The 20306-nt window shown below is 74.1% G+C and carries 18 protein-coding genes; 8 read left to right on the top strand and 10 right to left on the bottom strand.

Annotation, left to right across the window (positions count from 1 at the left end; all coding sequences use genetic code 11):
• The first annotated feature begins 103 nt into the window (after positions 1–103).
• The gene (locus tag ACIPXB_RS23425) at positions 104–1006 is read left to right on the top strand and encodes a glycoside hydrolase family 19 protein (RefSeq protein ID WP_401453079.1); all 903 of its coding nucleotides are present in this window, start codon (positions 104–106) and stop codon (positions 1004–1006) included.
• 73 nt (positions 1007–1079) lie between these two features.
• Here ACIPXB_RS23425 and ACIPXB_RS23430 read toward each other — a convergent pair whose 3' ends face one another.
• The 5 genes from ACIPXB_RS23430 to ACIPXB_RS23450 form a co-directional block, all read right to left on the bottom strand.
• A complete protein-coding gene (locus ACIPXB_RS23430; RefSeq protein WP_401452923.1) occupies positions 1080–2318 on the bottom strand; it encodes a cytochrome P450 in 1239 nt (412 codons plus the stop codon).
• 25 nt (positions 2319–2343) lie between these two features.
• Positions 2344–3735 (bottom strand): NAD(P)/FAD-dependent oxidoreductase, encoded by a 1392-nt coding sequence (locus tag ACIPXB_RS23435; RefSeq protein WP_401452925.1) that lies wholly within the window; start codon positions 3733–3735, stop codon positions 2344–2346.
• Positions 3728–3964 (bottom strand): ferredoxin, encoded by a 237-nt coding sequence (locus tag ACIPXB_RS23440; protein ID WP_401453081.1) that lies wholly within the window; start codon positions 3962–3964, stop codon positions 3728–3730. Before ACIPXB_RS23440 ends, ACIPXB_RS23435 begins: the two co-directional genes overlap by 8 nt.
• Positions 3965–4080: 116 nt before the next feature.
• The gene (locus ACIPXB_RS23445) at positions 4081–4713 is read right to left on the bottom strand and encodes a hypothetical protein (protein ID WP_401452927.1); all 633 of its coding nucleotides are present in this window, start codon (positions 4711–4713) and stop codon (positions 4081–4083) included.
• Between the two features lie 110 nt (positions 4714–4823).
• Entirely contained in the window at positions 4824–6659 is a 1836-nt protein-coding gene (locus tag ACIPXB_RS23450; RefSeq protein WP_401452928.1) for a VanW family protein, read from the bottom strand.
• Between the two features lie 311 nt (positions 6660–6970).
• On the opposite strand from ACIPXB_RS23450, the gene ACIPXB_RS23455 reads away from it, so the two are divergent.
• Positions 6971–7681, top strand: coding sequence for a YitT family protein (locus ACIPXB_RS23455; RefSeq protein WP_401452930.1), 711 nt, complete (start codon positions 6971–6973; stop codon positions 7679–7681).
• On the opposite strand, the gene ACIPXB_RS23460 is transcribed toward ACIPXB_RS23455, so the two are convergent.
• Positions 7660–8844: a PP2C family protein-serine/threonine phosphatase gene (locus ACIPXB_RS23460; RefSeq protein ID WP_401452932.1), complete on the bottom strand. Its 1185-nt coding sequence runs from the start codon at positions 8842–8844 to the stop codon at positions 7660–7662. The genes ACIPXB_RS23455 and ACIPXB_RS23460 overlap by 22 nt on opposite strands.
• A 248-nt stretch (positions 8845–9092) precedes the next feature.
• On the opposite strand from ACIPXB_RS23460, the gene ACIPXB_RS23465 reads away from it, so the two are divergent.
• The 5 genes from ACIPXB_RS23465 (at position 9093) to ACIPXB_RS23485 (ending at position 17151) form a co-directional block, all read left to right on the top strand.
• On the top strand, positions 9093–10043 hold the full coding sequence (locus ACIPXB_RS23465) for a cyclase family protein (RefSeq protein WP_401452934.1): 951 nt from the start codon (positions 9093–9095) through the stop codon (positions 10041–10043).
• Between the two features lie 161 nt (positions 10044–10204).
• On the top strand, positions 10205–13033 hold the full coding sequence (locus ACIPXB_RS23470; protein WP_401452935.1) for a SpoIIE family protein phosphatase: 2829 nt from the start codon (positions 10205–10207) through the stop codon (positions 13031–13033).
• A 174-nt stretch (positions 13034–13207) separates the two neighbouring features.
• Positions 13208–14908, top strand: coding sequence for an ATP-binding cassette domain-containing protein (locus tag ACIPXB_RS23475; RefSeq protein WP_401452937.1), 1701 nt, complete (start codon positions 13208–13210; stop codon positions 14906–14908).
• Positions 14905–15987: an ABC transporter permease gene (locus tag ACIPXB_RS23480; RefSeq protein ID WP_401452939.1), complete on the top strand. Its 1083-nt coding sequence runs from the start codon at positions 14905–14907 to the stop codon at positions 15985–15987. Before ACIPXB_RS23475 ends, ACIPXB_RS23480 begins: the two co-directional genes overlap by 4 nt.
• A gap of 24 nt (positions 15988–16011) precedes the next feature.
• Positions 16012–17151 carry a substrate-binding domain-containing protein gene (locus ACIPXB_RS23485; RefSeq protein ID WP_401452941.1) on the top strand — a complete coding sequence of 380 codons (1140 nt, stop codon included), beginning with the start codon at positions 16012–16014 and terminating at the stop codon, positions 17149–17151.
• A gap of 16 nt (positions 17152–17167) precedes the next feature.
• On the opposite strand, the gene ACIPXB_RS23490 is transcribed toward ACIPXB_RS23485, so the two are convergent.
• The 4 genes from ACIPXB_RS23490 to ACIPXB_RS23505 all read right to left on the bottom strand — a co-directional run bounded on the left by ACIPXB_RS23490 (position 17168) and on the right by ACIPXB_RS23505 (position 19740).
• The gene (locus ACIPXB_RS23490) at positions 17168–17953 is read right to left on the bottom strand and encodes an anti-sigma factor domain-containing protein (protein ID WP_401452943.1); all 786 of its coding nucleotides are present in this window, start codon (positions 17951–17953) and stop codon (positions 17168–17170) included.
• Positions 17950–18540: an ECF RNA polymerase sigma factor SigK gene (sigK, locus tag ACIPXB_RS23495; RefSeq protein WP_401452945.1), complete on the bottom strand. Its 591-nt coding sequence runs from the start codon at positions 18538–18540 to the stop codon at positions 17950–17952. Before sigK ends, ACIPXB_RS23490 begins: the two co-directional genes overlap by 4 nt.
• Positions 18541–18671: 131 nt before the next feature.
• Positions 18672–19238 (bottom strand): hypothetical protein, encoded by a 567-nt coding sequence (locus ACIPXB_RS23500; protein WP_401452947.1) that lies wholly within the window; start codon positions 19236–19238, stop codon positions 18672–18674.
• A 121-nt stretch (positions 19239–19359) separates the two neighbouring features.
• Positions 19360–19740, bottom strand: a complete 381-nt coding sequence (locus ACIPXB_RS23505; protein ID WP_401452949.1) for a winged helix-turn-helix transcriptional regulator — start codon at positions 19738–19740, stop codon at positions 19360–19362.
• 145 nt (positions 19741–19885) lie between these two features.
• Here ACIPXB_RS23505 and ACIPXB_RS23510 point away from each other — a divergent pair, with 145 nt between their 5' ends.
• The gene (locus ACIPXB_RS23510) at positions 19886–20293 is read left to right on the top strand and encodes a RidA family protein (protein ID WP_401452951.1); all 408 of its coding nucleotides are present in this window, start codon (positions 19886–19888) and stop codon (positions 20291–20293) included.
• Positions 20294–20306 lie beyond the last annotated feature (13 nt).

Genomic DNA, 20306 nt, shown 5'->3' on the forward strand with positions numbered 1-20306 from the left:
CTAGACCTTGACAGGTTCAGACCATTCTCGGTTGAGTGAGGGAGTTGCCACCCCCACCTCGGCGACTCCCCCCCACTCAAGGAGTAGTTACGTGATACGTGCGATGCGCCGGCGCGCCCTCGCCCTGGCCGCGGCCGCGGCGGCCGCCGTCGGTCTGTTCGCCGCCTTCCCCGCCACCTCCTCCGCCGCCGCCCCCTGCGCGGGCGCCTGGTCCTCGTCGGCCGTGTACACGGGCGGGATGACCGCTTCGTACGGCGGGCACAACTGGCAGGCCAAGTGGTGGACCCAGGGCGAGACGCCCGGGACCACCGGGCAGTGGGGCGTCTGGGCGGACCAGGGAAGCTGCGGAGGCGGCGGCGAGGACCCGGGCGATCCGGGCGGTCCGTCCGGATTCGTGGTCAGCGAAGCCCAGTTCGACCAGATGTTCCCGAACCGGAACCCCTTCTACACGTACAACGGCCTGGTCGCGGCGCTCTCCGCGTACCCCGGCTTCGCCAACACCGGCGACGACACCACCAAGCGCCGCGAGGCGGCCGCGTTCCTCGCGAACGTCTCGCACGAGACCGGCGGGCTGGTGCACATCGTCGAGCAGAACACCGCCAACTACCCGCACTACTGCGACCGTAACCAGCCCTACGGCTGCCCGGCCGGCCAGGCGGCCTACTACGGCCGCGGGCCCATCCAGCTCAGCTGGAACTTCAACTACAAGGCCGCCGGCGACGCCCTCGGCCTCGACCTGCTGGGCAACCCCTACCTCGTGGAGCGGGATCCGGCCGTCGCCATGAAGACGGCCCTGTGGTACTGGAACACCCAGAACGGCCCGGGCACCATGACCGCCCACGCGGCCATGGTCAACGGCGCCGGCTTCGGCGAGACCATCCGCTCGATCAACGGCGCCCTGGAGTGCAACGGCGGCAACCCCGCCCAGGTCCAGAGCCGCATAGCCGACTACCAGCGGTTCACCCAGATGCTCGGTGTCTCGCCGGGCGCCAACCTCTCCTGCTGACCGGCCACCGGCACAGCGGCGCGGGAGGCCGTACCGGAGCGGATCCGAGGACGGCCTCCCGCGGTGCGTTCCCTCAGGGGCGGATGCCGTCGCAGCTGATCGGCAGGTGCCGGGGGCCGCGCAGGACCGCGTTCTGGCGGTACGGCGGCGGGTCCTCCAGCAGCTGCGGGTTCTCCAGCCGCCGGGCCAGCTCGCTCAGCGCCAACTGCGCCTCCAGCCGGGCCAGCGGGGCGCCGAAGCAGCTGTGGATACCGCTGCCGAGGCCCAGGTGCTGGATGTCCTTGCGGTACGGGTCGAAGCGGTCGGGGTCCTCGAAGCGGTCCGGGTCACGGTTGCCGGAGGCCAGGACCAGCCACATCGACGAGCCCTTGGGGATGGTGACCCCGCGGACCTCGATGTCGACGAGCGGGGTGCGCTGGGGCAGCAGCTGCACCGGCGGCTCGAACCGCAGCAGTTCCTCCACCAGCGGCACCACGAGCCCCGGCGTCTTGCGCAGCTGCTGGAGCACGTCCGGGTTGCGCAGCAGCGTGAGCATCCCGTTCGTGATCAGGTTGACGGTGGTCTCGTGTCCGGCGATCAGCAGCAGGGCGGCCGTACTGAGCAGCTCCATGGTGCTCATCGCCTCGTCCTTGCCGTGCCCGACGGACAGCTGGGAGAGCATGTCCTCGCCGGGGTTCTTGCGCCGCTCCTCGATCAGCCCGGCCAGGTACATGCCCAGTTCCATCCGGGCGTCGTGGGTCGTGCGCTCCCGCTCGCCGGGGTCGGCGCCCGGATCGGGGTCCAGGCTGGCGGCCAGGGTGTCGGCCCAGACGTGGAAGCGCGCCTCGTCCTCGCGGGGCACCCCGAGCAGCCGGCAGATCATGGTGACGGGGAACGGGTAGGCGAACTGGTCGACCAGGTCGATGCGGCCCGGGTCGCCGAGGTCGTCGATGAGACCGGTGACGATGCCCGCCAGGTCCTCGCGCATCCCCTCGATGCGGCGCGGGGAGTGCGGCGGCCCGAAGGGCCGGTTGGTCATTCGGCGCAGCCGGTCGTGCTCGGGGGGATCGAGCTTGAGGAAGCTCGGCGGCAGGGCCGCCGCCCCCTCGTCCCCGCTCTCGGCCAGCGGATCGCCCGCCGTCGCGGCCAGGTTGCGGGAGTCGGAGCTGAGCCGGGGGTCGTGGAGCAGGCTGTGGATGTCGTAGTAGGTGCTGACGACGTACGGGCCGTCCCCCTCGTGGAAGACCGGGGTCTTGCGCAGCTCCGCGTAGAGCGGGTACGGGTTCGCGCGGTTGGCGTAGTCGAGGATGTCGGTCAGGATGCCTTGCTTCATACCGGGTCCTTCGGGGGAACGCGGGTCAGTGCCCGGCGGGGGTGAAGGTCATCCGGCGGTCGGCCGGCGAGTACCCGCTGAGGGTGACGGTCGGCCCGTGCGTGGGCACGGACGGGTCGGGGAAGTCGGCGGGCATCGGCCGCTGTCCCTCGGAACGCCGGTCGACGGTGGGGTACGGCGGGGGGAAGGGCGCCGTGGACTCGATCTGCTGCTGGTAGAACGACAGCCAGCGGGCGTTGTCGAAGGTGACCGCCCCGATGACACGGCCCTGGTAGCCGTAGACGCCGGTGAAGCGCCGCTCGGCACGCGACCCTTGAATGATCATGATCTCGGTGCCCATCGAGGGCACGCCGACCGACTTGATGTTCACCCCGAACTGGGAGGACCAGAAGGCCGGGACCCAGATGTGCGGGACCCGGTCGGTGCTCTCGCTGAGCATGTTGTGGGCCGCGGTCTCGGCCTGGCAGACGGCGTTGCCCCAGTGCTCCAGGGACAGGAACTGGTAGCCGAACAACGGGTGCGGGGAACGGGCGACGTCGCCGGCCACGAAGATGTCGTCGGTGACGATGCCCCGGATGTCGAAGGCGCGGCAGCCGGCGTCGCAGGCGATGCCGCGCGGCCCCGCGCCGAGCCCGGAGCCGGTGAGCCACTCGGTGTTGCGCTGGGCGCCGAGCGAGACGACGACCACGTCGCACTCCAGCATGGTGCCGTCGGAGAAGTGCGCGGCGCGGACGCGTCCGGTGGCGTCGCCCTCCAGGGCGGTGACCATGACGCCGGTCCGCAGGTCGACGCCGTGCTCCCGCTGGAGTTCGGCGGCGACGGCGCCGATGACCCCGCCGAGCGCGCCGACCAGGGGCCCGTCGCCGCGCTCGGCGACGGTGACCTCCAGTCCGCGTTCACGGCAGGCGGAGGCGATCTCCGAGCCGGTGAACCCGGCGCCGATGACCAGGACCCGGCGGGGTCCGGCGTCCAGCCGGCGGGCCAGGGCCGCGCCGTCGTCGCGGGTGCGCAGCACGAAGACGCCGTCGAGCTCGCCCTCCGCCTGGTTCGGCCACGGCCTGGCGCGCACCCCGGTGGCGATCAGCAGCCGGTCGTAGGGCACCTCGTCGCCGTCGGCGAGCCGGACGCGGCGGGCCGCCATGTCGAGGCCGGTGGCCGCCGCGCCGAGCCGCCAGTCGGCGTCGAGGTCGCGGCGGCGGGGCAGTGCGGTGCGCTCGGCGGTGGTCCTGCCCAGCAGGACCTGCTTGGACAGGGGCGGGCGGTCGTACGGCTCGTAGGGCTCGTCGCCGATCAGGGTGAGGGACCCCTTGAACCCCTTCTCGCGCAGGGTCTCGGCGGCGCGCAGCCCCGCGAGCGAGGCCCCGACGACCACGATGCGGCCCTCGCGCCGGAGCCGTTCCAGGGCAGCGTCAGGCATCCGGGGCCTCCGCGGTGTCCGGGGCCCGGGACGCCAGGTCCAGCTCGTCCACGAGGATGGCCTGCACGGGGCAGGCGGCGGCCGCCTGGGCGACGCGGGCGCGCTGGGCCTCCTCGGCCTGCGGGTCGTAGAGAAGTCCTTCGTCACCGTGCATCGCGAAGACGTCGGGCGCGAGGAAGGCGCACTGGGCGTACCCCTGGCACCGGTTGAGGTCGACGACAAGCCTCAGCAAGACGCGGTCCTTTCGCTCGCCCCCCACACACACTTCTCACCGGCCAGCGTGCGCGGTCCGGGCCCGGGCGGCGCGTCCGGAAGGCCGTTGGGGTGACGGCGGCGGCCGGTGCGTCAGCGGGCGCGGCGCCCCGCCCGCAGGACGTACAGGCTGATGACCAGGGCCCAGGCCGGGAAGACCAGCTCGGACCAGGCGATGGACGAGCCCACCGCCAGCAGGACCAGGCCGACGGCGTAGCCGGCCAGGGCGAGCGGGCGCGGGAAGACGCCGAGCCTGCGCCCGATGGTGGAGGTGGCCAGGACGAAGACGGCCGCCATGCGCATCGCGTACGTCGTCAGCAGCGTGTACGCGAAGTGGCGGCCGAACTGCGAGCTCTGGTCGGCGTCCAGGACGGTCCCGGCGGCCGCGGCGGCACCGAAGAGGCTCGCGACGAAGATCAGTCCGCTGCCCAGGAAGGCGGTGGCGACGAAGCGGTCCTCGGCGGCCCCGGTGTGCTCGCGCAGGGCGCCCATGAACCACAGGAAGGCGATGCCGGCGAAGGGGACGAGCTCCAGGGCCGTGCTCACCGCCCGCCGGTGACCCTCGTCGAGCCGCGCCTCGGCGGCGGCCGCCCCGGGGGGCAGGGCCGTCCGCAGGAGAACGATCACGGCCGCCAGGAGCAGGGCGAAGACGATGCCCGCCAGCCCGGCGGCCCGCGGTGTGCGCAGGATCTGTTCGCGGGAGGTCCCCGGAGCTCGCTGTCTCACCCGTACAGCAAGCCGGGAACCGGCCCCGCGTGCCAGCGGGACCGCGCGCCCGGGTGACGGCGCGGGCCCCGGGGGCGGGGGACGCCGGTGGCGCCGGGGGACGCCGGGGGTCAGGCGAGGGGCTGGGGCTCCGTCGTACCGGCGGCCCGGACGGCCGTCGCGGGCGACGGCTTCGTGGTGGGCCCGGTGCCCGGGGCGGCCGGGGGCTGCGTGCCGGCCGAACCCTCCGGGGTGCAGGTGACCTCGTCGCGCGGGGTGTAGTGGGTACGGTACGTCTCCCGCTTGACCTCCTTGCCGCCCTGGACGAAGAGCCGGTCGACGGAGACGTCGAAGCCCTCCAGCGGGGTCTGCACCTCGCACGTGGGACCGGCGCCGGTGCGCTTGGCCGGCGGTACGACGTTGCTGCGCGGGCTCTGGGTGGCGCGGATCTCGTCGTACTTCTTGGTGCCCAGGAGGGTGATGGTCACCGAGGTGTCGGTGGACTGGGCCTGCACGTAGAGCGCGCTGTCCAGGTCGTTCTTCCAGCGCAGGTCGAGGGTGCCCCAGGCGACGGTGGCCTCGCGGCCCTCCGGGTAGCGCTCGATGTAGAAGGAGTGCGCGCCGTGCTCGACCTGCTTGACGCCGGCGAAGAACGCGGCGTTGTACATGGTCGTGGCGACCGCCGACACGCCGCCGCCGGGCGACTTCGTGTACTGGCCGTCATTGATCATGATGCCGTCGACGAAACCGTTCTCCTTGGTCCGCTCGCCGACCGTCTTGTTGAAGCTCCACGTCTCGCCCGGCCGCACCAGGGAGCCGTTGATCAGTTCCACGGCCCGCGCGATGTTGGTGGTGCGGTAGGGGGCGGCCGGGAAGTTCACGGTGAAGGAGGAGACCTTCTCCTTGATGCCCAGGCGGGCGGCCTCCGCGGCCGTGATGCTCGGCGGGACGGTCGTGACGGCGAGCTCCCCGGTACGGGCGTCGGCGCCGGTCCGGGTCAGCAGCGGCAGCACGGCGTCGCCCAGCGCCTTCTCGGTGACCTTCGCCCCGTTGAGCCCGTCCTCGGCGACGACGGCACGGCCGGCGGCGTCGACGCGGAACGTGGCGTCCCGCGGCCCCTGGGTGAGCGCGTCGATCTGCCGGGCGACGGCGGGGTCGGCCAGCAGGCCCTTGGCGTCCAGCTTCGGCACGAGCCGGCCCTGAGCGTCGGCCTCGACCGTCAGGTGGTCGCCGAGGACGGCCGGGGATATGGAGATCGGCCTGCCGTTGAGGGTGAGGGTGACCGGGCCGGACATGGCGGGCTCGGCGAACTCCTTCAGGGCCCGCTCGGTCTCGCGCGCGTCCACGGCCGGGGTCTTGTGGACCACGGGCAGGGCGACCGGACCGGACTGGGGGCCGAGGTAGGCGGCGCGGACGGTGTCCGCCGTCGCCTCCGTGCGCACGGTGACACCGGTGACGGCGTCGGTGACGTGGGGGCGGCCGTCCTCGAAGGTGATGGCGCCGTCCCGGGCCTGGCGGCCGGCGGCGGCGATCCGGTCGACCTCGGCCGTACTGGTGGGGCCGTCGGTGCGGATCACCGGCTGGACCACGCGCTTCGCGTCCCCTGCGAACAGGCGCCCGATCACGGTGAAGGGGTCGGCTCCGGACGGCGCGGCGCGGTCGACGGTGGCCCCGGTGTCCAGGGAGAGGCCGAACGCGGCGGGGGCGGCCTTCTCGGTGCGGTCGCCTATGCGCAGCTCGATGGGGGCGGTGGCGGCGGGGCCGAGCTCGCGGTCGAGGGTGGCCCTGGCCTCCGTACGGCTCATGCCGCCGATGTCGACGCCGCGCACGCTCGTGCCGTCGGCGACGGTGTCGCCGGTCACGACCAGCCCGGTGACGTAGAGGCCTCCGAAGCCGAGTACGGCGGCCCCGCCCACCACGGGCAGGGCGATCCGCCAGTTGTAGGTCCGGCGGTGTTCGCGTCGCATGTCTCTCCCGGTGGCGCTGGTACGTCAGTGCGATGCCTGGCACCCACCCGAGAACCCGCAAAGGAGGCCAGACCGGACACCATGATTCACCAATTCGGACTAAATGCGCCAAAAATGTGCCGGTTCTCACGACCTGCCCGCCGAGCTCGCGACCGGAGGTCACCGACCGGCCACCGCCCGGGGTGGAGCAGGCCGGGAGAAGGGCCACTTACCCCGGATTGGCCCTGTCGAGGCGCCCTGACCGTGCCACACCGTGACCCCTGTCGGTCTTTGGCTCCCAGAAAGGCTCCGCCGTGTCCGCCGTGTCCGCCGTGTCCGCCAGCCCTCCCCGCCCCGCACGCCGTCTCCCCCGGCGGCTGTTCCAGCTCTACGCCGGACTCGCCCTCTACGGAGCGAGCTCGGCGTTCCTCGTCCGCGCGGGCCTGGGGCTGGACCCGTGGGACGTCTTCCACCAGGGCCTCGCCGAGCGGACGGGCTGGAGCATCGGCACGGTCTCGGTGGCCGTCGGCGCCCTGGTCCTGCTGCTATGGATCCCGCTGCGGCAGCGGCCGGGCCTGGGCACCGTGTCGAACGTGTTCGCCGTCGGCCTGTCCATGGACGCCACCCTCGCGGTGCTGCCGGACGTGCACGGCGCCGTGCCGCAGGCTGCCCTGCTGACGGCGGGCATCGTCCTCAACGGCGCCGCCACCGGCCTCTACATCGCCGCCCGCTTCGGCCCCGGGCCGCGCGACGGCCTCATGACCGGCCTGCACCGCCGTACCGGCCGTTCGCTGCGGCTGGTCCGCACCGGCATCGAGCTCACCGTCCTCGCGGCCGGTTTCCTGCTCGGCGGCACCGTCGGCATCGGCACCCTCGCCTACGCGCTGGCCATCGGCCCGCTGTCCCAGCTGTTCCTGCGGGTCTTCGCCGTGCCCGGGCCGGCGGTCGCGGCGGCCCCGGTGGCCGGCACGGCTGCCGCGGCCGGCGCGGGCAACGCTCCTGGGCCCGACCCGCTCGCCGCCTACTGCGGCCGCACCGTCTGACCGCCCGGCCCGGCTCCCGCGGCGTCCGCCCCGTCGACCCGGTCGAAGAGGATCATCGCGGCGTCGTCCACGAGGCGGGCGTCGGTGTGCCGGAGCAGGTCCTGGTGGAGGCGGTCCAGGAAGTCCCGCGGGCCGCGTTCGGGCCGCGGCTCCAGCTGGGTCATCGCCTCGGGCAGCGCGAAGAAGGCCCGGCCGCTGTCGCGCGCCTCGATGACGCCGTCCGTGTGCAGCAGCAGGCGGTCGCCGGGCAGGAAGGAGTAGCTCTCCGTGCGGCCGCGCGGACCGGTGATGAACTCCTCCAGGCCGAGCGGCGGCAGCGGGGAGGCGGGCATCAGGGCATCCACCCTGCCGTCGCTCCACCGCAGCGGCGGCGGATGGCCTCGGTTGACGACCTCGACGACGGGGGCGTCCGGCACCTGGGCGACCAGGACGGTGACGAACCCCTCCACCAGCGCCTCCGGGTCGATCACGCCCGGTACGGCGGCGTCCCGGCGCAGCGCCGCCTCGCAGCGGTTGACGACGTCGACCAGGTCGTCCTCGTAGTGCACGGCCTCCCGGAACGCGCCGAGCACGGCGGCGGCCGCCCGGACGGCCGGCAGCCCCTTGCCGCGGACGTCACCGACGATCGCCCGGACCCCGTACCGCGTCTGGACGGCCTCGTACAGATCGCCGCCGATCTGGGCCCCCGTCTCGGCGGCCAGGTACATGCCGGCCACCCGTACCGGGCCCAGCCGGGCCGGTACGGGCCGCAGGACCGCCTCCTGGGCCGCCACCGCGATCCGGCGGACCTGGTCGAGTTCGATCTCCCGCCGGGTGCGGGCGGCACTGCTCGTCGCGACGCTGGCCAGCGACACCAGGGTCAGCGCCAGGAAGTTGGTGTACACCTGGTCGCTGCCCCACGCCTCGTTGTACGTCGCGGTGGCCACGCTCACGGCCACCGCCAGGATCACCGCCGCGAGCGTGCCCCGGGGACCCATGGTCACCGCGGCCAGCGCCGGCGTCGCGATCAGGAGCGGGCCGGTGTAGAGGAAGTGGGCGGGCGTGAACTCGATGGCCAGCACCGCGAGCGCGATCACGAAGGGCACGCACTCCGCGAGGACGAAGAGGACCTGGTGATGACCGCCGGCTCCCGGTCGACGAGTCCGGCGGGGGAACACCCGCATGCTCCCAGCCTGCCCCGTCGGCCCTGCTCACCGCCACCTTTCGCCCGGATGGGGCCCGCGCACCGGCCGGGCGGCGTGGCGAGCGGGGCCGGCGGGCGGGAGGCTTGCGTACGGGGCCGGAACACCCGGGCCCCCTGCCCCCTGCCCCCTGCCCCCGAGCTTTGGCCCCGTCCCCCGAGCCCCGGCCCCGTGACCCCGTCCCCGTCCCCCGAGCCCCGAGCCCCCGAGACCTGGAGCGCCGACCCCGGATGAGCAGCAGTCCCGCGCCCCCTCCCGCCGCCGGGGAGCCCCCGGTCCCCCGCGCGGAGTTCGACGCCCTCTTCGCGGCGGTCCGCACCTGGGGCCGCTGGACCCCTGCCGACCGGGGCGCCTGGAACCGGGTCTCCGCCGGCCACGTACGCGGGGCCGCGGCCCTGGTCCGCTCCGGAACCGTGGTGCGCCTCGGGCTGCCCTGGGACACCCGGCCGGGGCCGGACAACGCCAGGCCCGCCCTGCACCTCATGTCCGACCTCGGTGACGTGGAGGCCCCGGAACCGGCCACGTACAAGGACTTCATCGGCGTCGACTACCACGGCAAGGGCGTCAGCCACCTGGACGCGCTGTCGCACGTCGCGTACGAGGGGCTCCTCTACGACGGCCGTCCGGCGCGGGACGCAGTCGGCGCCGGGGGCGCGCGCTTCGGTTCGGTGGCCGAGCTCGGCCCGCTCGTCACCAAGGGCGTGCTGCTCGACCTGCCGGCCGTCCTCGGCGTCGACTGGCTGGAGCCCGGACGGGCGGTGCACGCGGGGGACGTCACCGCGGCGGAGCGGGCGCTGGGGGTGGCGGTCGACGAGGGCTGCGCGGTGCTGCTGCGCTCGGGCCGGTTCCGCCGTCGCCGGGAGCTCGGCCCCTGGGACTCGGGGGCGGCGAGCGCGGGCTTCCACGTGGACGCCGTACCGCTGCTGGCCGAGCGCGGCGTCGCCCTGATCGGCGCGGACGGGGACAGCGACCTGCGGCCCTCGCCGGTCGAGGGCGTCCACTCCCCCGTCCACGCGCTGGCGGTGGCGGCCATGGGGGTGCCGCTGCTGGACAACCTGGAGCTGGAGGCCCTCTCCGCCGCGTGCGCCGCGGCGGGCCGGTACGAGTTCATGATCGTCGTGGCCCCGCTGAACGTACCGGGCGGGACGGGCTCGCCCGTCGATCCCGTCGCGGTGCTCTGACCGCCTCCCGCGTCCCGCCTTCCGCTGCCCGCGCCGCGGTCCGCGCCGCGGTCCGGCCAGGAAAACGATTCCGACAAACCGGGAGGAATATACTCGAAAAGCACTTACTCGAGGCAAGCGCTCCATGCGGCAAAAGGGCTCGGTGAGGAGAAGCGATGCGTATGGGGGTCACGGGAGACGAGATCGGTCCCGTACGCTCCCGTGAGCGGTTCCTGCTGGGCGAACCGGTCGCGGACGGGGTGCGCGGCCCCATCCTGGACTCCTGGCTGCGCTGCCAGTCGCTGGGCCTCTCCCCGGACCAGACCGAGCTCCCCTACCGGGACGACTTCGACCCGGACAGCCGGCTCGTCCGCGCGGCCGGGCCCGTGCTCGACCGGCTGGCGGCCCGGTTCTCGGGCAGCCAGATGAACGTCTGCCTCGCCGACGGCAACGGAACGGTGATCCGGCGCCGCTTCGGCGAGCCGTCGCTGCAGCACAGCCTCCCGCCCATCCAGAGCGTCCCCGGCTTCGTCTTCGCCGAACGCTTCGCGGGCACCAACGGGATCGGGCTCGCCCTGGCCGAACGGCGCCTGGTCCGGGTCTACGGGGCCGAGCACTTCGCCCAGCGCTCCCAGGCGAACGCCTGCTCCGCGACCCCGATCCGTGACCAGCTGAGCGGACACGTCGTCGGCGTCCTGTGCCTGGGCTACCCGCACAGTTACGAGGACCCGGAACTGCCGGCCGTGGTGCGCCGGGCCGCCGAGAGGATCGAGCGGCGGCTGATGGAGCAGCGTTCGGCGCGCGAGCGCGCCCTGCTGCGGACGTACCTGGAGGCCGGCCACCTCACCCGGGCCGGCGGCGACGCCGTGAACGGGCACCTGCTCGCCCTGGACGAGCTCGGCGACAGCGGGCTCGACCGCGGCGACCAGATGATCCTCAAGGAGAAGGCCACCGAACTGCTGTGCTCGACGCAGCGGGCCGCCGTCGAGGTGTCCCTGCCGCACGGGCGCGGCGTCACGCTCGTGAGCAGCCCGCTCGTGAGCCGCTCCGGGGTGGCGGGGGTCGTCGTCGAGGCCGTGCTCACGGGCGAGGCCCCGCCCGTACACCACCTCGCCGTCCCGCCGCACGACGCACCCCGCGCCGGACCCGCCGGCCCCGCCACCGGAGCCCCCGCCGGTCCGCGCGGCACCCCCGGCCGGCCCCCGGCCGCTCCGGCCGCCGGCGCGACGGCGTCGCCCACCGAGGGGCCCGCCGACAGCGAGCCGTCCGGCCCCGGCGCCCCCGGCCGGGGGGTCAGGGGACTGGTCCTGGTGGGCGAGCCGGAGGTCGGCAAGTACGCCGTCGCGGCGCGGCGCCGGCTGGAGCTGCTGGCCGAGGCGAGCACCCGTATCGGCACCACCCTGGACGTGACCCGTACCGCCCAGGAGCTCGCCGAGGTGGCCGTACCGCGGCTGGCCGACTACGTCACCGTCGACGTGCCCGAGGCCGTCCTGCGCGGCGAGGAGTCGGCCGACCCGCACACCGAGCTGCACCGGGCGGTGGTCCACGGCATCCGCGACGACTGCCCCTTCTACCCCGCCGGCCGGCCGGTGGACCTGCTCCCCGGCACCCCCCACATGCGCTGCCTGGACAGCGGCCGGGCGGTCCTGGAGGCCGATCTGCGCCACTCCGTCGGCTGGATCGACCAGGAGCCCGAGCACGCCCGCCGGATCCTCGCCCACGACGTGCACTCCCTCGTCTGCGTCCCGCTGCTCGCCCGGGGCGTCCTGCTCGGCGTCGCCAGCTTCTACCGCTCGCAGGACCCCGCCCCGTTCGGTGACGACGACTGCTGGCTGGCCCAGGAACTCGCGGCCCGCGCCGCCCTCTGCATCGACAACGCCCGCCGCTACACCCGCGAGCACACCCTGGCCCTGACCCTCCAGCACAGCCTGCTCCCGCACGGCCTGCCCGAGCAGGGCGCCGTCGAGGTCGCGCACCGCTACCTGCCCGCCGAGTCCGGCGTGGGCGGCGACTGGTTCGACGTCATCCCCCTCTCCGGCACCCGCGTCGCCCTCCTCGTCGGCGACGTCGTCGGCCACGGCCTGCACGCCGCCGCCACCATGGGCCGGCTGCGCACCGCCGCCCGCAACTTCGCCGAACTCGAACTCGCCCCGGACGAGCTCCTCACCCACCTGGACAACCTCCTGGTGCGCCTGGACCGCGAGGAGGGCGGCGAGAACGCCGCCGGCAGCAGCGGGATCGTCGGCGCCACCTGCCTGTACGCCGTCTACGACCCCACGTCGCAGCTGTGCACCATGGCCCGCGCCGGCCATCCCCCGCCGGCCCTGGTCCACCCCGACGGCAGTGTGACCTTCCCCGACCTGCCCGCCGGACCGCCCCTGGGCCTGGGCGGGCTGCCCTTCGAGACGGCCGAGATCCAGCTCCCCCCGGGCAGCACGCTGGTCCTCTACACCGACGGGCTGATCGAGGACCGCGAGCGCGACCTCGACGTCGCGGTCGACCAGCTGAGCCGGGCCCTGGCCCACCCGGACCGGGCGCCGGAGGACACCTGCCAGGCCGTCATCGACGCCGTGGCGCCCGACCACCCGGCGGACGACGTCGCGCTGCTCGTCGCCCGTACGCTCGCCCTGCCCGCGGACCGGATCGCCACCTGGGACGTGCCCGCCGATCCCTCCCTCGTCTCCGGCATCCGTGCCGCGGCCACCGGCCAGCTGGCCGACTGGGGGCTGGACGAGCTGGCGTTCGCCGCCGAGCTGATGCTCAGCGAGCTGGTCACCAACGCCGTCCGCTACGGAGGCGAGCCCATCCAGGTGCGCCTGATCCACGACCGGAACCTGATCTGCGAGGTCTCCGACGGCAGCAGTACCGCCCCGCACCTGCGGCGGGCGGCCAGCACCGAGGAGGGCGGACGCGGACTGTTCCTCGTCGCGCAGCTCGCGCACGCCTGGGGCACCCGCTACACCCCCCACGGCAAGGTCATCTGGGCCGAATGCGCCGTGGACGCGGCCTGACCGCGTACATATCCGTCATGCCCTGGTATCGACCAGTAGCATCACCGATGTCCCCTGCTGTTCCCTCCCGTTCCACCCGTTTCCCCCGTTTCCCCCGTTCCCCCATTTCCTCCTCTTCCCTCACTGTTCCCCTCGCTCCAGGAAGAACCTCCCCAGGCGGCCCCGGAGAAGTCCGTGCATGACACTCCCGTCCCCCCGACGAGTCCGCTCCCGCGCCCCGGCGGGGCACCCCTCGTCCGGATACGCGGTCTCGGCAAGCGGTTCGGCGGCACCGTCGCCCTGGACGGGGTCGGCCTCGACGTGTACGGCGGCAGCGTCCTCGCCCTGCTGGGCCCCAACGGCGCCGGGAAGTCCACCCTCATCAAGATCCTCGCCGGGGTCCACCACGCCGACGCGGGCGAGGTGACCGTGGCCGGGCACCCGCTCGGCTCGGACGCGGCCCGCCGCGCCCTGTCCTTCATCCACCAGGACCTGGGGCTGGTCGAGTGGATGACGGTCGCCGAGAACATCGCCCTGGGCACCGGATACCCCCGCCGCGGCGGACTGATCTCCTGGCGGCGCACCCGCGAGCGATGCGCCGGGGCGCTGGGGATCGTCGCCGGGCACCTCGACCCCGACGCGCCGGTCGCCGGCCTCGCCCCCGCCGAACGCTCCCTGGTCGCCATCGCGCGCGCCCTCGCCCGCGAGGCCCGGCTGTTCGTCCTCGACGAGCCGACCGCCACCCTCCCGGCCGCGGACTGCGCCCGCCTCTTCGGCGTCCTGCACGCCCTGCGCGACCGCGGGCACGGCATCCTCTACGTCAGCCACCGGCTCGACGAGGTGTACGAGGTGGCCGACACCTTCGCCGTGCTGCGCGACGGACGGCTCGTCGGTCACGGTCCGCTCGCCGGGTACGGTCCGGACCGGCTGGTCCGCGACATCGTGGGCCACGACCCGGCCGGCCGCCCCCCTGCCACCACACCCACCACTCCCAGCGCCCCCACCACCCCCGCCCCTCGGGCCCACCCGCCCGTCCTGAGCCTGGACGGCGTGACGACCGCGCGCACCGGACCCGTCAGCCTGGACCTGCGCGCGGGCGAGATCCTCGCCCTGGTGGGCCTGACCGGCGCCGGCCACGCACACCTGGGCCGGGCCCTGGCCGGTGCGCTGCCGCTGCTGGGCGGGCGGGCGCTGCTCGACGGACGGCCGTACCGGCCGCGCGACGTCGCCGCCGCGGTCGGCCGTGGCGTCGGCCTGGTGGCGGGCAACCGTCAGGAGGAGGGCTGCGCCGCGGACCTGACGGTACGGGAGAACTTCCTCGCCGACCCCCGGGCCACCGGTGGGCCGGGACGGCACTGGCTCGGGCCGCGGCGCGAGCGTGCCGAGGCGGCCGCCCTGATCGAGCGGTTCTCGGTGTTCCCCCGGGACAGCGAGGTGCCGATCGCCACCCTGTCCGGCGGCAACCAGCAGAAGGTCATGGTCGGCCGCATGCTCCGGGGAGATCTGCGCCTGCTGATCCTGGAGGACCCGACGGCGGGCGTGGACGTCGGCGCCAAGGCCTCGGTCCACCGGCTCCTCGACGAGGCGGTGGCCGCGGGTCTGGCGGTCCTGCTCATCTCCACCGACGCCGAGGAGGTGGCCGGCCTCTGCCACCGCGCGCTGGTGTTCGGACGCGGGAGCGTGGTGGCCGAGCTGACGGGCGAAGCGCTGACCGTCACCGAACTGACCCGTACGGCCTCGGCGCTGCCCGCGTTCACCGGGAACACCACGGCCACGGGACCGCCCGGACCCGCCGAACCGGCCGGGGACCCCGGCACGCCCGACCCCACAGGCCCCACAGGCCCCGCCGGACCCGTCGGACCCGTCGGACCCACCGAACCCCCGGAGAGGCCGTGACGCCGCCGCCCTCCTCGCGCCGCTCCGGGCCGGCCCACCCGCACGGGTACGGGCACGGGCACGGCCATTTCCTGGGCCGGTACGGTCTGCTGGCCCTCACCGTCCTGCTGTTCCTCGGCTTCTCCCTCGCCCTGCCCGGCACCTTCCCCACCCGGGACAACCTCTCCTCCATCCTGTCCAACCAGTCGATCCCCGCCGTCCTCGCCCTCGGCGCGACGATCTGCGTCGCGTGCGGCAAGTTCGACCTGTCGATCGGCTACGGACTGGGCCTGGCGCACGTCATGGTGCTGCACCTCATCGTCGAGGAGGGCTGGCCCTGGCCGGCGGCCTGCCTCGTGGTGATCCTCGGCGGGACCCTGGCCGGCGCCGTGAACGGGGTCATCGTCGAGTTCGCCCGGATCGACTCCTTCATCGCCACGCTCGGCACCGGCAGCATGATGTACGCCGTCACGGGCTGGATCACCGACGGCGGCCGGATCGTCCCCGGCCCCGAGGGGCTGCCGGCCGCCTTCACCGGCCTCTACGACACCCGGCTCCTCGGCCTGCCGCTCCCCGCCTACTACGTCCTGGCCCTGGTCGTCGTCCTCTGGGTGGTGCTGGAGCGGCTGCCGTTCGGCCGGTACCTGTACGTCATCGGCTCCAACCCCCGCGCCGCCGCGATCATCGGCATCCCCACGCACCGGATGTGCGTGTACGCGTTCGCGGCGTCGGGCACGGTGGTCGGGTTCGCCGGGGTGCTGCTCGCCGCCCAGCAGCAGATCGGCAACCCCAGCGTCGGCCTGGACTACCTGCTGCCCGCGTTCGTCGGCGCCCTGCTCGGCGCCACCGCGATCAAGCCGGGACGTGCCAACGCCCTGGGCACCCTGGTGGCCGTGGCCGTGCTCGCCGTCGGGCTCGCCGGGATCGGCCAGCTCGGCGCCGACTTCTGGGCGACCCCGCTGTTCAACGGCTCCACCCTGCTCGTCGCGGTCGGGCTGGCCGGCTACTCCGCCCGCCGCCGGCTGCGCCCCGACGACGCCCCCCAGGTCCCCGGTTCCCCGTCCCAGACCCCGGCCCCGGCCCCCGGGCCCCGGTCCTGAGGACCCACCAGCATCAGGAGCACCGTGTACCCCAACCGCACGACCGCCCTCGCGGCCGCAGCCCTGCTGCTGGCGGCGGCCGCCGTCACCGGCTGCGAGAGCGGCCCCCCGGACGGCACCCGCCCCGCCCCCTCGGCCGCCGGCTGCCCGGCCGTCCTCCAGGAGGCCGAGGCGAGCGTGGCGCGGGCCGAGAGCACGGACGCCTCGTGGAACGGCCCCACCACCGGGCCGGCGGCGGTCCCGGGCAAGAGCATCGTCTACGTGGCGCAGACCATGATCAACCCGGGCGTCGCCGGAGTGGCCGAGGGCGTCCGGCAGGCCGCGCGGACGATCGGCTGGGACGTCCGGGTGATCGACGGGGAGGGCACCCCGGCCGGCATCCAGGCGGCACTCAGCCAGGCCGTCACGCTGAGGCCCTCGGGCATCGTCATCGGCGGCTTCGACCCGCGTCTGACCTCGCAGCAGGTGGCGCGGGCGGAGGCCGCGGGCATCCCGCTGATCGGCTGGCACGCGGTCAGTTCCCCCGGCCCCAGCTCCAGTCCCCGGCTGTTCACCAATGTCACCACGAAGGTGGAGGAGGTGGCGGAGGTCAGTGCGGACTGGGTGATCGCCCGGTCCGGGGGCGGCGCCGGAGTCGTCGTCTTCACCGACGACTCGATCCCGTTCGCCGGTACGAAGTCGCAGCTGATCGAGCAGCGGCTGGCCGACTGTCCCGGCGTACGGCTGCTGGCGCACGCCAACATCCCGATCCCGGACGCGAGCCGGCGTACTCCTCAGGAGGTCTCCGCGCTGCTGTCCCGCTTCCGGGACCGGTGGACGTACTCCGTCGCCATCAACGACCTCTACTTCGACGACGCGGCCCCGGCCTTCCGCGCCGCCGGCCGGCCGGGTGCCGGACCGCCGCTCAACATCGGAGCCGGCGACGGCGACCCTTCCGCCTTCCGGCGCATCAACAGCGAGCAGTACCAGGCGGCCACCGTGCCCGAGCCCCTCACGCAGCAGGGCTGGCAGATCGTCGACGAGTTCAACCGGGCCTTCGCGGACCGGCCCGCCAGCGGATACGTGGCCCCCGTGCACATCTCCACGGCCGCCAACAGCGCCGGGGCCACGTCCTGGGACCCGCGGGGCTACCGGGAGGCGTACGAGCGGATCTGGCACGGCTGACGACCGGGGACGGCCGTCAGGCGGGGATGTCGATCACGCCGATGGGGTCGGTGGTGGGCCCGGTGACGGCGCCCACCGGTTCGACGGTGACGCCGACGGCGGTGGCGTGGTCGACGGGGCCGTCCAGCAGCGCGATGTGCCACTTCTCCAGGGCGCCGGGGAAGGTGCCGGCCGGGCGGCGCGCGCCCGCGTCGTCGTACCAGAGGGCGTACACCTGGCCCGCGGAGAGCTTCGGCAGGCCGGAGGCGATGAAGGCGGCCCGGTGCGAGCTGCGGGAAAAGATCACGCAGCCGGTGGCCCCGTCGGTGAAGACGGTGGCGCTCATCCGGGCGTCGGGGGCGGCCAGGACCTGCGCGAGCTGGGCCATCGGGTCCATCAGGGCGACGGCGAGGCCGGCCCGGGCCTCCTCGGCCTGCTCGTGCTGCCAGTACGCGATCCCGCCGGTCGCGACGACGAGCGCGAGGCAGGCGGCGAGGGCCCAGCGCAGGGCCCGGACGGTACGGGCGGTACGGGCGGTACGGGCCGCGGGAACGTGCGGCGGCGGCCCGTCGTCGTCCGCCGCCGGGCCCTGCGGGCTGGTGGCGATCCGTTCGAGGACCCGGTCGCGCAGCGCGGCCGGCGGCGCCACGGGGGGCAGCTCGGCCAGGGCGCCGGCGGCCGCGGCCAGGGAGACGGCCTCGCGGCGGCAGCGGTGGCAGTGCGCCAGGTGCCGCGCGAACGCGGCCTCCTCGTCGGGCGGGAGGGCGTGCAGGACGTACGCGGCGAGCGCCGCGTGCGGGTCGGGGGCGGGGGCGGGGGTCATCGGGACGCCTCCAGACAGTCGCGCAGCCGGTGCAGTCCGTCGCGCAGCCGGGACTTCACGGTCCCCTCCGGTGAGTCCAGGGTGCGCGCCGCCTCCCGGTAGGTCATGCCCTCGTAGAAGGCCAGCCGGACGGCCTCCCTCTGCTGCGGGCTCAGCGTGTCGAGGCAGCGGCGCACGCGGGCCTGCTCGTCGCGGTCCAGGGCGGCGTCGGCCACCTCGTCGTACGGCGGGACGCGCTCCAGCCGGGCCGCCTTCTCCTCGCGGTCGGTACGGGCCTGGGCGGCGCGGACCCGGTCCACGGCGCGGCGGTGCGCCAGCAGCAGCACCCACGCGCGCGCGGTGCCGAGCTCCGGCCGGAACCGGTCGGCGGTGCGCCAGACTTCGACCATCACGTCCTGGGTCACCTCCGCGGCCTGGGCCTCGTCCCGCAGGATCCGGCAGACCAGGCCCATGACGGGCGCCGACAGCGCGTCGTAGAGGGGGGTGAACGCCTCCTGGTCGCCGGTGGCGACCTTCAGGAGCAGCGCGTCCAGAGTGCCGTCGCCGGCGCCGGTCCCGGCGTCCGCGTTGTCGGCCGTGTCCTCCATCAGACGTCCCGTGTCCTCGGGTGCACCTGCTCCCGATCCCACCACTGTCGCGGGCCGGGCGCATTCCGGGGACAACGGAAGGGGGAGGGCGGTGGGGCCCCGCGACCGCGGGGCCGCCGCCGCCCGCCTGATCAGCGGTGCTTGTAGGAGCAGTCCCAGTGGCCCTTCACCCAGATCTTGTCCCAGTGTCCGGGGACGTAGATCCACTTCCAGTGTCCGTGGCCGCTGCGGGAGGACCCGCCCCATCCGCTGTCGTGGTTCCGGCCCCGGTCCCCGTCGTCGTTCCCGTTCCGGTTCCGGTCACCGCCGTAGTTCCGGTCGCCGCCGTAGCCGCGGTCACCGTTGCCACGGTCCTTGTAGTCCCGGTCCTTGTAGTCCCGGTCCTTGTAGTCGCGGTCCTTGTAGTCGCGGTCCTTGTAACCGCGGTCCTTGTAGTCCCGGTCCTTGTGGTCCCGGTCCTTGTACCCGTCCCGGACCCACCTCTTCTCCCAGTGGCCCTTGACCCACCGCTTCTCCAGGTGGCCCTTCTTCCAGACGCACTTCTTGCCGTGGTCCTGGGTGGCGGACTCCGCGACGGCCGTCCGGGGAGCGGGAGCGGCGGCGGCCGGGGCGGCCCCGCCGAGTACCGCGCCGCCGGCGAGCGCGCCGGCCGCCGTCATGGCGACCGCCAGGCGCCTGGCTCGGTTGGGAGCGGACATGGATCCCACCTCCTCGCCCTCACCTGCGTGAGAGCTGTGCACGATGTGGCACAAGGGATTCGGCACAGAAAGCGGGATGGATGGGTCGTAACCCGACATTTTTTCGGGTGCGGCCTGCCGGTCAGGAGTCGAAGCGGCGGCGCGAGTCCTCGATGTGCCCGATGTAGCGGTGGGTCCAATCGCACAGACCTTCGATCGTGGCGCGCAGGGCCTGCCCCGGCTCCGTGAGCCGGTACTCGACCCGGGGCGGCACGGTGGGGTACACGGTCCGCTCCAGCAGCCCGTAGCGCTCCAGCATCCGCAGGTTCTGGGTGAGCATCTTGTGGCTGATGCCGTCGACCTCGTCCCGCAGCTCACTGAAGCGCAGGGTCCGCTCACCGAGGGCCTCGATGATGAGGAGCGCCCACTTGTTGGCGACGTCGGAGAAGACCTCGCGCCCGAGGGAGTCGGCGCGCCGGAGATCGGCCTCGTCGACCGAGCCGTCGTACTTCGTGGTCACCATCAGGTTCCCCAGTCACTCAAAAGTGCGTTCTTCCACGTCGGACGCCACTCTCCTACGGTTCTTGAGTAACCACAAGAGAGCGCGGACCGCACGGTCCGTGTCCGCGGGCACCCGTGCCCGGGGAACGAAGCAAGGAGACGGGCTCATGGCCATCACCCTCGTCAACCCCGGCGGGCTGCCGGAGATCGGCGCCTACCAGCAGGTGTCGATCGCGACCGGGTCGAAGCTGGTCTTCCTGGCCGGTCAGGTCGCCTGGGACGCCGACGGGGTCACGGTCGGCGAAGGCGACCTCGCCGCCCAGGTCGAGCAGTGCTACCTCAACGTCGGCACCGCCCTGGCCGGGGCCGGGGCCACCTTCGACGACGTGGCGAAGCTGACGGTGTACGTCGCCGGCTGGACCCCCGACATGATGCCCCAGCTGATGGACGGCATCACCCGGGCGGCCACGAAGCTGGGCGTCACGGCGACGCCGCCGGCCACCCTGCTGGGCGTGGCGGCCCTGGACGTCCCCGAGCACCTCGTCGAGATCGAGGCCACCGCGGTCCTCGACTGACCTGCGGCCGCCG

The organism is Streptomyces sp. NPDC090022 (assembly GCF_044748145.1).
In the GTDB taxonomy this organism is placed as follows: Bacteria; Actinomycetota; Actinomycetes; order Streptomycetales; family Streptomycetaceae; genus Streptomyces.